At 71.4% G+C, this 14,966-nt stretch carries 15 protein-coding genes; 7 read left to right on the top strand and 8 right to left on the bottom strand.

Features of this window, described 5'->3' with window-relative positions; genetic code table 11:
* Positions 1–13: 13 nt before the first annotated feature.
* Positions 14–277, top strand: coding sequence for a hypothetical protein (locus ABZY57_RS02120; protein WP_356507409.1), 264 nt, complete (start codon positions 14–16; stop codon positions 275–277).
* 53 nt (positions 278–330) lie between these two features.
* A complete protein-coding gene (locus tag ABZY57_RS02115; protein WP_356507240.1) occupies positions 331–990 on the top strand; it encodes a hypothetical protein in 660 nt (219 codons plus the stop codon).
* On the opposite strand, the gene ABZY57_RS02110 is transcribed toward ABZY57_RS02115, so the two are convergent.
* Positions 970–2,148, bottom strand: coding sequence for a methyltransferase domain-containing protein (locus ABZY57_RS02110; RefSeq protein ID WP_356507238.1), 1,179 nt, complete (start codon positions 2,146–2,148; stop codon positions 970–972). The genes ABZY57_RS02115 and ABZY57_RS02110 overlap by 21 nt on opposite strands.
* Before the next feature lie 187 nt (positions 2,149–2,335).
* Between ABZY57_RS02110 and ABZY57_RS02105 the strand changes: the two genes are divergently transcribed.
* Both ABZY57_RS02105 and ABZY57_RS02100 read left to right on the top strand, forming a co-directional pair.
* Entirely contained in the window at positions 2,336–3,214 is an 879-nt protein-coding gene (locus ABZY57_RS02105; RefSeq protein ID WP_356507236.1) for a polysaccharide deacetylase family protein, read from the top strand.
* Positions 3,211–4,095, top strand: a complete 885-nt coding sequence (locus ABZY57_RS02100; protein WP_356507234.1) for a polysaccharide deacetylase family protein — start codon at positions 3,211–3,213, stop codon at positions 4,093–4,095. Before ABZY57_RS02105 ends, ABZY57_RS02100 begins: the two co-directional genes overlap by 4 nt.
* Here ABZY57_RS02100 and ABZY57_RS02095 read toward each other — a convergent pair.
* Genes ABZY57_RS02095 through ABZY57_RS02080 form a run of 4 tightly spaced genes read right to left on the bottom strand, consistent with a single transcriptional unit; the run spans position 4,092 to position 8,918 of the window.
* The gene (locus ABZY57_RS02095) at positions 4,092–5,495 is read right to left on the bottom strand and encodes an FtsW/RodA/SpoVE family cell cycle protein (protein WP_356507232.1); all 1,404 of its coding nucleotides are present in this window, start codon (positions 5,493–5,495) and stop codon (positions 4,092–4,094) included. The genes ABZY57_RS02100 and ABZY57_RS02095 overlap by 4 nt on opposite strands.
* Complete coding sequence (locus tag ABZY57_RS02090) at positions 5,483–6,781, bottom strand: LCP family protein (protein WP_356507230.1); 1,299 nt, start codon at positions 6,779–6,781, stop codon at positions 5,483–5,485. The genes ABZY57_RS02095 and ABZY57_RS02090 overlap by 13 nt, the downstream gene beginning before the upstream one ends.
* A gap of 57 nt (positions 6,782–6,838) precedes the next feature.
* Positions 6,839–8,233: a HAMP domain-containing sensor histidine kinase gene (locus tag ABZY57_RS02085; RefSeq protein WP_356507228.1), complete on the bottom strand. Its 1,395-nt coding sequence runs from the start codon at positions 8,231–8,233 to the stop codon at positions 6,839–6,841.
* Positions 8,226–8,918, bottom strand: a complete 693-nt coding sequence (locus ABZY57_RS02080) for a response regulator transcription factor (RefSeq protein WP_356507226.1) — start codon at positions 8,916–8,918, stop codon at positions 8,226–8,228. The genes ABZY57_RS02085 and ABZY57_RS02080 overlap by 8 nt, the downstream gene beginning before the upstream one ends.
* Before the next feature lie 600 nt (positions 8,919–9,518).
* Here ABZY57_RS02080 and groES point away from each other — a divergent pair.
* Positions 9,519–9,827, top strand: coding sequence for a co-chaperone GroES (gene groES, locus ABZY57_RS02075; RefSeq protein ID WP_008739621.1), 309 nt, complete (start codon positions 9,519–9,521; stop codon positions 9,825–9,827).
* A gap of 136 nt (positions 9,828–9,963) precedes the next feature.
* On the top strand, positions 9,964–11,595 hold the full coding sequence (gene groL / locus ABZY57_RS02070; protein WP_356507223.1) for a chaperonin GroEL: 1,632 nt from the start codon (positions 9,964–9,966) through the stop codon (positions 11,593–11,595).
* Between the two features lie 98 nt (positions 11,596–11,693).
* Here groL and ABZY57_RS02065 read toward each other — a convergent pair whose 3' ends face one another.
* The 3 genes from ABZY57_RS02065 to ABZY57_RS02055 form a co-directional block, all read right to left on the bottom strand.
* Positions 11,694–12,389: an ester cyclase gene (locus tag ABZY57_RS02065; RefSeq protein ID WP_356507221.1), complete on the bottom strand. Its 696-nt coding sequence runs from the start codon at positions 12,387–12,389 to the stop codon at positions 11,694–11,696.
* Between the two features lie 102 nt (positions 12,390–12,491).
* Complete coding sequence (locus ABZY57_RS02060; protein ID WP_356507219.1) at positions 12,492–13,265, bottom strand: SDR family oxidoreductase; 774 nt, start codon at positions 13,263–13,265, stop codon at positions 12,492–12,494.
* Positions 13,266–13,274: 9 nt separating this feature from the next.
* Positions 13,275–13,952 (bottom strand): MOSC domain-containing protein, encoded by a 678-nt coding sequence (locus ABZY57_RS02055; protein WP_356507217.1) that lies wholly within the window; start codon positions 13,950–13,952, stop codon positions 13,275–13,277.
* A 79-nt stretch (positions 13,953–14,031) separates the two neighbouring features.
* Between ABZY57_RS02055 and ABZY57_RS02050 the strand changes: the two genes are divergently transcribed.
* Complete coding sequence (locus ABZY57_RS02050; RefSeq protein ID WP_243333430.1) at positions 14,032–14,931, top strand: LysR family transcriptional regulator; 900 nt, start codon at positions 14,032–14,034, stop codon at positions 14,929–14,931.
* Positions 14,932–14,966 lie beyond the last annotated feature (35 nt).

Raw genomic sequence — 14,966 nt, 5'->3', positions numbered from 1 at the left:
CACCATCGCGCTGATGTGGGAGGCCCGGGCCGTGCCCGGGCGGGCCAACGAACTTCTGGAATGGGCCCGTTCGCGGATCCTGGCCCAAGACCCGGTGCGGCGCGAGGTGTTCAGCGCCCCGCAGGACCGGGTCCTCGTCATCACCTGGTGGGAGACCCCCGAGGGGATCGGCGCCGAACTGCCCGAACTTCCGGAGCCGGAGGCCGATTTGATCACGAGGGCGGTCCACCGCTGGCGCTTCGAATCGGTGGAGGTCGGGGAGCCGGACGGGAGCTGAGCCGGCGCCCAGAGGTCCGCCGGGACCCGTGGCGTGCGGTTATGGTCATGCGCATGCCCCGTGACCTGCCGCCGCCGCCCCCTCCCGCGCACCTGCGCGCCTGGTTCGACGAGCACGCCGTACGGGCCGTACGGGCCGACCGCGCCCGTTTCCTGGAGGAGCTCGCGCGGCGCAGTCTGGGCTTCGGCCGGCTCCTGCTCCTCTGGTCGGTCTCGGCGGTCTTCGCCCTGGGCTGGTCCTTCGTCGGCATGGCCCTGATGGCCGTCGAGACGCCGGACCCCTTCGCGTACCTCTTCGGCCTGATATTCGCCGCGCTCGGTGTGGGCGTGCTGATACCGGCCGGGTTCTGGTTCGCCTGGGGCGCCAAGCGGGACCGGCAGGTGCGCCTGCTGCTGTGCGCCTGGGCGGAGCTGGACCGGGACCCGCCCGTGGACGCCGCCGTACGTGCGCCGGCACGCAGCCTGATCTGGCTGCTGGCCTCCCTCGCCCTGGGCGGGACCGGACTCTGGGTGACCTTCGCGTCGGCGGCGACGGCCCGGCCCGGCGCCGACACCTACGGGGAGGTCGCCTACACCATGGGCCTCGGCATGATCCTGTGGATCACCGCCCTGCTGGGCGTCGGCAAGGCGGGCGCACACTACCGGTGGGCGCTGCGCGTCTTCGGGGGAGGCGGCCGCGGGCCCGGCGGACCGTCAGGGGCGGGCGGTCGGTGAGCCGATCAGCATCGAGGGGGCCCCGGCGACCCGGGTCAGGAACACCGTGGCGGAGTTCGGTCCCTGCGGCTTCACCTTCCTGCGCAGTTCCTCGGGCTCGATCGCGGAGCCGCGCTTCTTCACCGTGAGGATGCCGACCCCGCGTTCGCGCAGCAGCGCCTTGAGCTTCTTCAGCCCGAACGGCAGTACGTCGGTGATCTCGTACGAGGTCGCGTACGGGGTCTCGCGCAGCTCGTCGGCGGTGATGTACGCGATGGTCGGGTCGATCAGCCGCCCGCCCAGCTGCTCGGCGACCTCGGCGACGAGGTGGGCCCGGATCACGGCGCCGTCGGGCTCGTAGAGGTAGCGGCCGACGGGGCCGGCCTCGGGGTCGGGCAGTGGATCGGCGGTCGCCAGCGCGCGCGGGCCGGGCAGCAGGGTGGCGCGGATCTCGCCCGGGGCCGTCCCGAACCACAGCACGGCCTCCTTCACGTCCCCCTGGTCGGAGATCCACTCGGCCTGGGCCTCGGCGGGCACCGCCTCGTGCGGGATCCCGGGGGCGATCTTGATGGCGGCGACCTTCGCGGCGCGGGCGGTGGCGATCGCCCAGGACAGCGGCGGCGAGTAGGACTCGGGGTCGAAGATCCGGCCCCGCCCGCCCCGCCGGGCCGGGTCGATGAAGACGGCGTCGTAGCCCGCGGTGTCGACCTCCGTCACATCGGCTTCCCGGACCTCGATCAGGTCAGCCAGCCCCAGGGCTCCGGCATTGGCGCGCGCCACCGCGACGGTCAGCGGATCGTGGTCCACCGCCAGGACGCGGATGCCGAGCCGGGCCAGGGCGAGGGCGTCGCCGCCGATCCCGCAGCAGAGGTCGGCGAGGCTGCGTACGCCCAGCGCGGCGAGACGCTCGGCGCGGTACGAGGCCACCGAGGCGCGGGTGGCCATCTCCCCGCCGCCGGGGGTGAAGTACATCCGGTGGGCGTCCTCGGCCCCGAACTTCGCCACCGCGCGCTGCCGCAGCCGGGCCTGTCCGAGGGCGGCGGAGACCAGTGCGGCGGGGTGTTCGCGGCGCAGCCGGGTGGCGACGGCGAGCTCCTGGGCGGGGTCGTAGTCCCGGAGCGAGTCGAGGAGGGCGTGGCCCTCCGGGGAGAGGAGCGCGGCGAAGTCTTCGGGGGTCACGGGTCCATTGTCGGCCACGGTGGGCCACTCGGAGGAAGGCTGGATTCCCCTCGCGGTGTCGGCCCGGGTCCGTGCATGGCTGGTGTAAAGATGCCCAACTATGCAGCTAGTCCGACAAACGGTACATAAGACGCAACACGGTCACCGGATCGCGGCAGTCGCGCGCGGCCGGTTGGGTACGGCCGCGATGGCCGCACTGCTCCTCGCCGCACTCGGCACGGGGTGCGGAGCCGGTGGGTCCGAGACGCCGGACAAGGCCGCCAAGGCGAAGGCCGCCGCGGGCGCCGCCGGCGAGCAGGCCGGAGCGGCCGGGGCGCTCGGCACGTACGCCGAGAAGCTCAAGGCCCTCCAGCAGGCGCGGATCGTCGCCGCGAAGAAGTGGGGGCTGCTCAAGCCGCCGCTCGTGGCCCCGCAAGCGCCCAAGGAGAAGCCGGAGATCACCACCCGCGACGGCTTCGAGGTCGAGGGCCAGGACGAACTGCCGCCGGTCTTCACCACCGTCCCCACGGAGGAGAAGATCGTCTTCCTGACGATCGACGACGGCGCCGAGAAGGACCCCGAGTTCCTGAAGATGATGCAGGAGCTGAAGCTCCCGTACACCGCCTTCCTCAGCGACTACCTGGTCCGGGACAACTACCCGTACTTCAAGCAGATGCAGGCGGCGGGCGTCACGCTGAACAACCACACGCTCAACCACCGCTACATGCCGGCGCTCTCGTACGAGAAGCAGCGCCAGGAGATCTGCGGACAGCAGGACACGATCCAGAAGACGTTCGGAAAGCGGCCGACGCTCTTCCGGCCGCCGTACGGGAACTACAACGAGGACACGCTGCGCGCGGCCAAGTCCTGTGGGATCAAGGCCGTTCCGCTGTGGAACGAGGAGGCCTTCCCGAACCGGATGGACTGGCGGGAGTGGGACAAGGACCTGCACCCCGGGGACATCATCCTCACGCACTTCCGGGGCAAGGAAGACTGGAAGGGCAGCATGACTGACATGATCCGTCACGTCATGAAGACCGTCACGGCGAAGGGTTACGCCGTGGCCCGCCTGGAGGACTACTTGTGAAGCACGCGCGCCGGTTCGTAGCCGGAACGCTGACGGCCGGCGCGCTCGCGCTGTCCCTGACGGGGTGCGGGGACAGCGTGGACCCCATCGAACGGCTGGGGCGCAAGACCACGGAGGCGAGGGCGACTCCGTCGCCCTCGGGGGCGGCCTCCCCGTCCGCCGCGGGCAGGGGATCGGCGGCCGCGGCGGACGAGGCGTACAAGAAGTGGGGCCTCAGCGGCCCCCTCCAGTACGCGCCCAAGCCGACCGTCAAACCCCGGATTCCGCCGGCCGAGGCGGGCCGGGTCCAGGTCGTCGACCGAATACCCGTCCCGGCGGACGACAAGGTCGTCTTCCTGACCTTCGACGACGGAGCCGAGAAGAACCCCGAGTTCCTGAAGATGGCCGCCGATCTGAAGCTGCCGATCAGCATGTTCCTGACGGACACCATCGCCTCGTCGAACTACGGCCATTTCGAAAAGATCCGCGACAACGGCTCCGACAGCACGATAAACAACCACACCCTGACGCACCCGAATCTCCGGACCCTGTCCTTCGAGGCACAGAAGAAGGAGATATGCGGGCAGCAGGAACGCCTGGAGAAGCGCTTCGGCAAGCGGCCGACGCTCTTCCGCCCGCCGTACGGCAATCACAACGACGACACCCGCAGGGCCGCGCACGAGTGCGGGATATCCCAGCTCCTCCTGTGGCGCGTGTCGATGCAGATCAACAACTTCCAGTACGCCCAGGGCTCCGCCCTCGAACCGGGTGACATCATCCTGGCCCACTTCCGCGGCCCCTCGGAGCTCAAGGGTGCGACGGAGATCCAGATGGTGACCCGGATGCTCCAGCGGATACAGGAACAGGGGTACCGGATAGGGCGGCTGGAGGACTACCTCTAGGAACCCGCTGCCGCCATCACCGGCGTGATCGTCGTCTCCGCCGGGCCCCGGGCGTCCGCCTCGCGCTGTCTCTCGGTGCTGTCGGAGATGCGCAGCAGCAGGGCGATCATGATCCAGTTGGCGAGCAGGGACGAGCCGCCCGCGGCCAGGAAGGGCAGGGCCTTGCCCGTCAGCGGGATCAGCCCCGTGACGCCGCCCGCCACGATGAAGACCTGGAGGGCCAGGGCGGAGGACAGGCCGACCGCCAGCAGCTTGCCGAACGGGTCGCGCGCGCCCAGTGCCATCCGCAGCCCGCGCTGCACGAGGAGCGCGTACAGGATCAGGACGGCCATGACCCCGGCCAGGCCGAGCTCCTCGCCCACCGTCGTCAGGATGAAGTCGCTGCGGCCCGCGAACTTGATCAGCTCGGGATGGCCCATTCCCAGGCCCGTGCCGGAGATGCCGCCCGTGCCGAAGCTGAACAGCGCCTGCGCCGACTGGTCCGAGACGACGCCCGGCGGCCTGTCCTTCCAGTAGTACGACAGCGGGTTCAGCCAGGCGGCCACACGTGCCTTGACGTGCGGCTCCGTCGTGCCCACGACGAAGGCGCCCGCCGAGGCGAGGACCAGGCCGCACACGATCCAGCTCGTGCGTTCCGTGGCCACGTAGAGCATCACCACGAAGACGCCGAAGAAGAGCAGCGAGGTGCCGAGGTCGCGCTCGAAGACCAGCACGAGCAGCGAGACGATCCACACCGTGACGAGGGGGCCGAGCTGGCGCATCGGCGGCAGCCGCATGCCCAGGAACTTGCGGCCCGACAGGGCCAGCGCGTCGCGGTGGATCACCAGGTAGCCCGCGAAGAAGACCGCGATCATGATCTTCACGAACTCGCCGGGCTGGACCGAGAGCCCGCCGAGCTTGATCCAGCGCTTCGCCCCGTAGGTGTCCGCGCCGAAGAAGGCGGGCGCGATCAGCGCCACCAGCGCGACGACCATCGTGATGTAGATGAACCGCTGCAGCAGCCGGTGGTCGCGCAGCAGCCCCAGCACCGCGATGCAGGCCGCGACGCCGATCACCGTCCACATCAGCTGGCCGGGCGCCGTCGCCGGGGAGTTGTACCGCTCGATGTAGCCCTGGTCGAGGCGGTGGAGCAGCACCAGCCCCAGCCCGGTCAGCAGCAGGGCCAGCGGGAGGACCAGCGGATCCGCGTACGCCGCGAACCGGCGCACGGCCAGGTGCCCCACCAGTGCGAGCAGGGTCATGCTGACGACGAAGCCGGTGAGGCCGGGCGGGAGCTCGTCGTTCATCGCGAGGCCGGCGCACATGTGGCCGGAAATGGTCACGACGAGGACGAGGACGAGCAGCAGGGCTTCCGTGCGGCGGCGCGCCCCCGCCGTGGTCAGGGGTTTCAGTCCACGCACGGGACGCCGCCGCCGTCGATGGCGGGGGTTGAGCTGCTGCTCCGGGACGGCGCCGGCGCGGGCGCCGAGCTCCGGGGGGAGCTCTGGGCGGAGCCCTGCGGGACGGGCGGCGCGCCGCCCGGTGAGGAGGGAGCGGCGCCAGGCGCGCTCGGGCTCGCAGAGGCCCCGGGCCCGATCCGCTCGGCTATGAACCGCTTTATCTTCATATCGTCTACGACGTTTATCTCGGCGCCATGGTTCCGGTCGAAGCCCTCGATGGGAAGGGTCACAAACTCCACGTCGCCCCCGGACAGGTTCTTCGCCTGCTTCACGAACGACAGCAGGTCCCATCCCCGGTCGGTGACGACGTCCTGCTTCGCCGAGTCGATCAGCTTCAGCAGCTTCACCGGATCGGTGAAGGTCCCCGCCTGGTTCAGCTTGTACGTGGCCCCCGCCAGGAACGCCTGCTGCCGCTTCGTCCGGTCCAGGTCGCCCATGGCCAGTCCGTGCCGTTGCCGTACGAAGGCCAGCGACTGCTGCCCGTCGAGCGTCTGCCGGCCCGCCGGGAAGTCGGCTCCCGAGTAGCCGTCCTTCACCGGCCGCTTCAGACACACCGGCACGCCGCCCAGCGCGTCCGCGAGGTGGTAGAAACCGGCCAGGTTCAGCTCGGCGAAGTGGTCGATCGGCACGCCCAGGAAGGCGCGCACGGTGTCGAGCTCCGCCCTGCGGCCCGCCTCCCGCCCCTCGCGCTCCAACTGCCGCGGGTCCGCGACCCCCTGGGCGGCGAGCTGCTCCTCGACCGTGGCCTTCGCCCGCCCGTAGGCCTCCTTGATCTTGGCCTTGCCGGTGAAACCGGGCACGCCGCGCAGCTCGACGAAGTCGTCGCGCGGCACCGAGAAGGCCTTCGCCCGGCCCCCGTCGCCGGGGACGTGCAACAGGATCAGGGTGTTGGTGTTGTAGCCGCCCACGTCGGAGCTCGCGCCCGCGTGCAACGTGGCGAGGACCGCCGGGGGGAGGTCCTCGCCGTTCTGGTCCCGGCGGCTGTCCAGGCCCATCAGCAGGATGTTCACATCGCCGTACTTCGACTTCTCGGCGCCCTCCAGGGCCTTGGAGCTGCCGATGCTGGAGGCGAGGTCGTCGTACAGGTACCAGGCGGTCGCCGCAGCGAGCACCACGAGGGCGCAGCCGGACGCGAGCAGGGTGCGGGTGAGCCTGCGGCCGCGGCCGCGGCTCCGGCTCCGGCCGCGGCTGCGGGACGCGGGCACCGGGGACTTCGGTTCACGGGGCTTCCTGCGGTGGGCGCTCATGCCTGTCGATGCTGGGGGAGTCCTGCTGAAGAAACCCTGAGGGTCCTGAAGGCGCCTTCAGGGGCGGCCGGGCGCGGCGCTGTCGGGGATGCGCAGCACGAGCCGGGCGCCCCCGGCGGGCGCCGGGAGCGCGCGGACCTCGCCGCCGTGCGCCCGCGCGATCTCCCGGGCGATGGCCAGCCCCAGGCCGGTGCCGCCGCCGGCCCGGCCCCGGTCCGCGTCCAGGCGTACGAACCGTTCGAAGACCCGGTCCCGGTCCGCCTCCGGGATGCCCGGCCCGTCGTCCGTGACCTCCAGCAGCGCCCAGCCGTCCTCGGCGGAGGCCCGGACCACGACCCCGGTACGGGCGTACCGCAGGGCGTTGTCCACCAGGTTGGCCAGCGCCCGCTCCAGCCGCGCCGGATCCCCGGCGGCCGGTACGGGAAGCCGCGCGTCCAGCCGTAGCGCCACCCCGGGCCCGGGGCGCCGCGCCGCGTCCTCGGCGGCCAGCAGCGCGAGGTCCACCGGCTCGGGACGCGGCGCCGGCCCGCCGTCGAGGCGGGCCAGCAGGAGCAGATCGGCCGCGATGCGCTGGAGCCGCTCGGTATCGGCCAGCGCGGCGGCCACCGACTCCCGGTCGGGGCTGCGCAGCGCCACCTCCAGCCGGGACCGGACGGCCGCCAGGGGATTGCGCAGCTCGTGCGAGGCGTCGGCGGTGAACTGCCGCTGCCGGGCGTCGCCGCGCTCCAGCCGGTCGAGCGTGTCGTTGACCGTCCGGGCCAGCTGCGCGATCTCGTCGGCGCCGCCCGGGTCCGGGACCCGCCGGTCCAGCTCGCTTCCGGTGACCGCCGCCAGCCCGGTGCGGATCGCGGTGACCGGGCGCAGCGCGTGGCCCGTCACCCACCAGGCCAGGGCCGCCGAGAAGGCGATCAGCGGGGGCGCGCCGGCGAGCAGGCCGAGCGCGACGGCCCGGTTGGCGTCGTCCACGTCGCCGAGCACGGTCGCGGCGTAGACGGTGTGCGGGTCGTGCGCCCCCGGCGGGCCGGGCGCGTTCACGGCGACCACCACGCGCCGCTGCGCGCCGGGGCGCGCGGGCGGCAGGACGGCCGAACGCATGTCCTGGCCGGGCGCGGGGCTCAGCTCCGCGAGCTCCGGCGTGTCCTTCAGGTCCCCGCTGGTGGCCGTGACCGTACCGGCCGCGTTCCGTACGAGGACCAGGTCGACCCCGCCCTCGGGCGCGGGCAGCCGGCCCTCGGCCGGGAGGCTTCCGGTGTCGTACTGCGCGGCGGCCTTGCGGGCGGCGAGCTCGGTGCGGCCGGTGGTGTTCTCGATGAGGTTGGCGCGCAGCAGGGTGTAGAGCCACACCCCGCCGGCGGCCAGGACGGCGGCCATCGCGAGGGCGGCGGCCGCGGCGGCGCGGGCGCGGAGGCTGCCGAGCCGGCGGGGCCCGGGGCCCGAGCCCGCTTCAGCCACCGTCCGGGGCCATCCGGTAGCCGGTGCCGTGCACCGTGAGGATCGCTCGGCGGCCGAAGGGGGCGTCGATCTTGCGGCGGAGCGAGGAGACGTAGACCTCGACGATGTTCGGGTCGATGCCGTGCGGGGTGTCCCACACCTCGTCGAGGATGTCCTGCTTGGCGACGGCCCGGCCGGGCTGCTCCATCAGGCAGCCGAGGACGCCGAGCTCGCGGGCGGTCAGCTCGATCTCGTGCGTGCCGCGGCGGCAGCGGCGGCCGCGGGGATCGAGGACGAGGTCGCCGGCCTGCAGCACGCCGGCCCGGGCGGCGTCGTCCGCGGCGGCGGCGCGGCGGGTGAGGGCGCGGAGGCGGGCGGCCAGGACGACGAAGGAGAACGGTTTCGTCAGGTAGTCGTCCGCGCCCGAGTCCAGGCCCTCGGCCTCGTCGTACTCGCCGTCCTTGGCGGTCAGCATCAGCACGGGCGTGGCGAGGCCGTGGGAACGCATCCGGGTGCAGATCTCGTAGCCCGAGAGGCCGGGGAGCATCAGGTCGAGGAGGACCACGTCGTACGGGCCTCCGGTGAGGGCCAGGTCCAGGCCGCGGTGGCCGTCGTGGGCGAGGTCGATCCAGTGGCCGTCGGCGGAGAGGCCGCGCCGCAGTGAGTCGGCGAGGCTGACTTCGTCTTCGACGACCAGGATCCGCATGCCCCAAGCCTCACATACCGGGCTTTCCTCTCTTGGCGCACCGCTCGCACCACTCGGCCCCGGCTGGCCTCCTGGGCTTCGCGCCGCGGGGCCGGACTCCGTCCGGCGGTGCCGGTCGGCGTTGCCGCCACTGCCGTCCCGGCGCGGAGCGGGCGGGCGGGTCCGGGTGGCCGGGCCCTGCGGGGTGAAGTCCCTACCCGCCCTTCCGCCGTTCCCCGGGCGCCGCCCGGGCCCGCGCCTCAGGCGCCGGACGGCTGAAAGTGCTCCGCGCCTCGGCCATTCCAGCCCCTGCGGCGTTTGAGGAGCAGGGGTCCGGGGACTGGTCCCCGGCAGCGGTGCCGCGCGTGCAGGCAGGGGTTCGGGGGCACCCCGAGGGGGCGCGCTCCGGGGCGGATCCAGGCGGCCCCGGCTGCGAAACCAGCGGCGCGTATTGGCACTCCGCTTGACCGAGTGCTAATCCCCGGAATAGTCTCGCGTCTGGCACTCGCCCCTGGTGAGTGCCAACACAGCGACAGGCAGATCCGGCACCCGCGACGACGGATCGACCTGGTCGCCACCTCAGACAGTTAACCCCGGATCTCCGAAGGGGGAGGTCGGATCGTGACGACCACCAGCTCCAAGGTTGCCATCAAGCCGCTTGAGGACCGCATTGTGGTCCAGCCGCTCGACGCCGAGCAGACCACGGCCTCTGGCCTGGTCATCCCGGACACCGCGAAGGAGAAGCCCCAGGAGGGCGTCGTCCTCGCGGTGGGCCCGGGTCGCTTCGAGGACGGCCAGCGTCTCCCGCTGGACGTCACCGTCGGCGACGTCGTCCTGTACTCCAAGTACGGCGGCACCGAAGTGAAGTACAACGGCGAGGAGTACCTCGTCCTCTCGGCCCGCGACGTGCTCGCGATCGTCGAGAAGTAATCACTTCTCCAGTTTTGCTTTGAGCTACGCCCCTGGTCACCCCTGCTGATGCCGGGCGGCGAGGGGCGTAGTTCGTGTCTGACAGGCGGTCGCGGTGAGCGGCCGGGGATAGCAACGAGAGGGCTGAACCGCTCCCATGCCGAAGATTCTCAAGTTTGACGAGGACGCCCGTCGCGCCCTTGAGCGTGGCGTCAACAAGCTTGCCGACACCGTGAAGGTGACGATCGGTCCCAAGGGCCGCAACGTCGTCATCGACAAGAAGTTCGGCGCTCCCACCATCACGAACGACGGTGTCACCATCGCGCGTGAGGTCGAGCTCGACGACCCGTACGAGAACCTTGGCGCGCAGCTCGTCAAGGAGGTCGCGACCAAGACCAACGACGTCGCGGGTGACGGCACCACCACCGCCACCGTCCTGGCGCAGGCGCTGGTCCGCGAGGGTCTGCGCAACGTCGCCGCGGGCGCTTCCCCGGCCGCCCTGAAGAAGGGCATCGACGCCGCGGTCAAGGCCGTCTCCGACGAGCTCCTCGCGACCGCCCGTCCGATCGAGGACAAGTCCGACATCGCCGCCGTGGCCGCGCTCTCCGCGCAGGACCAGCAGGTCGGTGACCTCATCGCCGAGGCGATGGACAAGGTCGGCAAGGACGGTGTCATCACCGTCGAGGAGTCCAACGCCTTCGGCCTGGAGCTCGAGTTCACCGAGGGCATGGCCTTCGACAAGGGCTACCTGTCCCCGTACATGGTCTCCGACCAGGAGCGTATGGAGGCCATCCTCGATGACCCGTACATCCTGATCAACCAGGGCAAGATCTCCTCCATCCAGGACCTCCTGCCGCTGCTCGAGAAGGTCATCCAGGCCGGCGCCTCCAAGCCGCTCCTGATCATCGCCGAGGACGTCGAGGGCGAGGCGCTCTCCACCCTCGTCGTCAACAAGATCCGTGGCACCTTCAACGCCGTCGCCGTCAAGGCGCCCGGCTTCGGTGACCGCCGCAAGGCGATGCTCCAGGACATGGCCACCCTCACCGGTGCCACCGTCATCGCCGAAGAGGTCGGCCTCAAGCTCGACCAGGCCGGTCTGGACGTACTGGGCTCCGCCCGCCGCGTCACGATCTCCAAGGACAGCACCACCATCGTCGACGGTGGCGGCTCCTCCGACGAGGTCCTCGGCCGCGTCAACCAGATCAAGGCCGAGATCGAGTCGACCGACTCGGACTGGGACCGCGAGAAGCTGCAGGAGCGCCTGGCGAAGCTCGCCGGCGGCGTCTGCGTCATCAAGGTCGGCGCCGCCACCGAGGTGGAGCTCAAGGAGAAGAAGCACCGTCTCGAGGACGCCATCTCGGCGACCCGCGCCGCGGTCGAGGAGGGCATCGTCTCCGGCGGTGGCTCCGCTCTCGTCCACGCCGTGAAGGTGCTGGAAGGCAACCTCGGCCTGTCGGGCGACGAGGCCACCGGTGTCGCGGTCGTGCGCCGCGCCGCCGTCGAGCCGCTGCGCTGGATCGCCGAGAACGCCGGCCTCGAGGGCTACGTCATCACCTCGAAGGTCGCCGAGCTCGACAAGGGCCAGGGCTTCAACGCCGCCACCGGCGAGTACGGCGACCTGGTCAAGGCCGGCGTCATCGACCCGGTCAAGGTCACCCGCTCCGCGCTGGAGAACGCCGCTTCCATCGCGTCGCTGCTGCTCACGACCGAGACCCTGGTCGTCGAGAAGCCGGCCGACGACGAGGGCGACGCCGGTCACGGCCACGGTGGCCACGGCCACAGCCACTGACCTCGTCAGTCGGCAGTCGGCAGTACGCAGTACGAAGTAAGCACGGCAAAGCCCCGGTCACCGCTGCCAAGCGGAGGTGACCGGGGCTTTCCCGTGTGCTATCCGGGCATCATGCCCAACTGGCGCATCAGGCCCGGGGCGTCGTAGTGCCACCAGCCTTCCTTGATCATGCCGTCCTCGCACCGGAAGATCGTCGTGCCGGTCATCGTGCAGGTCTTTCCGGTCGGGGCGACCCCCATGAACTCGCCCTTGTGCGTGCCGGTCATCGTCCACAGGGTCGTGACGTAGTCGTCCTGCGCCATCTGGACGTCACGGGTGAAGCTGAAGTCGAAGGCGTCGCGCCACATCGTGGTGTCTTCGGTGATGGCTCCGTGTCCGATCTTGTCCACGGGGTTGCTGATGTCGTGGTCGTGGTAGTCGGCCGCGAAGATCTCGGCGACGACGGACATGTTGCCGTTCATCGCGATCTCGTCGAAGAAGCGGTTCACGAGCAGGGTGTTGAGGTGCTCGTCCCGGACGACGTCGAGGTTGGTGAAGGTGGGCATTCCTTCGCAGAGCGCCACCATCTCCTGGAACATCCGGTCGGTCTCCGGGAGCTGAGAGTTCTTCATGGCGGCTTCGTACGACGGGAATTCGACGAGGTCGACGAAGTGGGTCTTGGAGTCGCGGTCCTGTGCGACGCGGCTGGCGAGGACCGTGCGCCTGCCCTGGGTCTGCTCCACGTAGCGGTCGAGGAGATCGTTGACCGCATCGGGCTGGGTGGTCTCGTAATCGACTATCTGTACGAATGTCATGGCGTCTCCCGCGCTGGATGGGACACATTCAGTCTAGGGAGATTTCACCCATATGCCTCGTTTGACCGCTGGTCACCGCGCGGTCCGGTCGCCGCGGTCCGGTTACTGGGGCCCGTACTTGCGCCCCGTGCGCGAGGACACCCCGCCCAGCAGCCCCCGCGGGGTCAGCTTCACCACGCCCATCAGCGCCTTGTACCGCGGGTCCGGGATCGACACCGTCCTGCCCCGCGCCAGATCGGCCAGCGCCGCCGCCACCAGCTTGTCGGCGTCGAGCCACATCCAGCCGGGGATGTTGTCCGTGCCCATGCCGGCCCGCTCGTGGAACTCGGTGCGCACGAAGCCCGGGCACAGCGCCATCAGCCGTACGCCCGAGCCGGTCAGGTCCTTGGCCGCGCCCTGGGTGAACTGCACGACCCAGGCCTTGCTCGCCCCGTAGGTGCCGCGCGGCAGGAAGGCGGCCACCGAGGCCACGTTGATCACGCCGCCGCGCCCGCGCGAGCGCATCGGCTCCACGGCCGCCGAGGTCAGCCGCAGCACGGCCTCGATGTGGACCTTCAGCATGGTCAGCTCGTCGGCCATGGAGACTTCGAGGTAGCGGCCCTTGTTGCCGAAGCCCGCGTTGTTCACCAGCAGGTCCACCGGGTGCATGCGGTCGGCGAGGCGTGCCTCGACCGCCGCGATGCCCTCCTCGGTGGAGAGGTCGGCGGCCAGCACCTCGGCCTCGATCCCGTGCCGGTCGTGCAGCTCGGTGGCCTGCTCGCCGAGCCGCTTCGTGTCCCGGGCCACCAGGACGAGATTGTGCCCCTGGGCGGCGAGCCGCCGGGCGAATGCGGCGCCGATGCCCGCCGTGGATCCCGTAATCAACGCAGTCGTCATAGGCGCAACCTAGTCGCCCTGCTTCCCGTACTTCTCCACGTGGGCCAGCGCCTTGTCCCGAGCCTCCGGCTCCAGTGCGTCACCCGCCGCCAGCGTGCGCGGCAGCAGCTCCCGCTCGGTGGTGAAGGCGCGGAACCAGAACTCCACCGTCACCTCGTGGGCCGGGCGGTGCACGATCTCGATCGTGTCGCCGGGGGAGACCGACCCTTCCCTCAGGACCCGCAGGTAGGCGCCCGGCCGGGCTTCCCGGGTGAAGCGCTTCACCCAGGCCTTCTCACCGAGCATCCCCTGGAAGGTCCGGCACGGGATGCGGGCCGAGGCCACCTCCAGGAGCAGGTCGGGGCCGACCCGCCAGCGCTCGCCGAGCAGTGCCCCGTTCACGTCGAGGCCGGAAGTGGTGAAGTTCTCGCCGAAGATCCCGCCGGGCAGTTCGCGGCCGAGCTCGCCCTCCCACCACTCCAGGTCCTCGCGCGCGTACGCGTACACGGCCTGGTGGTCGCCGCCGTGATGGCGCAGATGGCAGACCTCGTCGCCCTCCACGCCGCTCGCGCCGACACCCTTGGGGCCGGGTGCGAAGACCCGTACGGGGCCAGGCGCCGGAATCTTGCCGTGACCGGTCAGTCCGTGCGGGGCGTCGGTGTGGTCGACGGCCGTCGCGCGGCCGAGGTTCACGGAGATCAGATGCATGGCCCCACGCTAGCCGAATGGCCTCAAAGTAGCCGGTGATTATTCGCGCCCACATCAAAGCACCCCTTATGCTCGAAGGGTGATCGAGGCACGTCATCTCCGAGTTCTGCGCGCTGTCGCCGGAACCGGGTCCTTCTCCGCCGCCGCCCGCGAGCTCGGCTGCACCCAGCCGGCCGTCTCCCAGCAGATGAAGGCGCTGGAACAGTCCGCGGGCACCCCGCTGCTGATCCGCACCGGGCGCGAAATGCGGCTCACCCAGGCCGGTGAGGCGCTGGTCCGGCATGCCGCCGGGATCCTCGCCGGGCTGACGGCCGCCGAGGAGGAGGTCGCGGCCATCGCCGGGCTGCGCGCCGGCCGGGTCCGGCTGGTCTCCTTCCCCAGCGGCAGTTCCACGCTGGTGCCGACCGCGCTCGCGGCGATGCGCGCCGAGCACCCGGGCACCCGGATCTCGCTGGTCGAGGCGGAGCCGCCGCGCTCGGTGGAGATGCTGCGCGAGGGTGACTGCGATCTCGCGCTGGCCTTCCGCTACGGCGGCGCCTCCGGGTCGGCGGCCGAGTGGGAGGACCTCGTGGTCCGGCCGCTGCTGACCGACCGGCTCGTCGGGCTGGTGCCCGAGGGGCACCGGCTGGCGGGCGCGGAGCGGGTGGGCATGGCGGAGCTGGCCGACGAGCCCTGGATCGCGGGCTGCCCGCGCTGCCGCCGCCATCTGGTGGAGGTGTGCGAAGCCGTCGGCTTCACCCCGCGCATCGACTTCGCCACCGACGACTACCCGGCCGTGGTCGGCCTGGTCGGGGCGGGGCTCGGGGTCGCGGTGCTGCCGGAGCTCGCGGTGGAGTCCGTACGGGCCAAGGGCGTGAGCACCCTCGTCGTGGAACCGGCCGTCGAGCGGGAGGTCGTCGCGCTGACCCTGCCCGACCTGGCCAGGGTCCCGGCCGTGGCCGCGACCCTGGCCCAGCTGGAGCGCGCCGCCCGGCGCTGACGGCCTGCCCGGCGCTGACGGCCTGCCCGGCGTCG

The organism is Streptomyces sp. NPDC006450, from assembly GCF_040612195.1.
Taxonomy (GTDB): Bacteria; Actinomycetota; Actinomycetes; order Streptomycetales; family Streptomycetaceae; genus Streptomyces.
The sequence above is the reverse complement of the archived record's forward strand: the minus strand, read 5'-3'. Positions and strand labels throughout refer to the sequence as shown.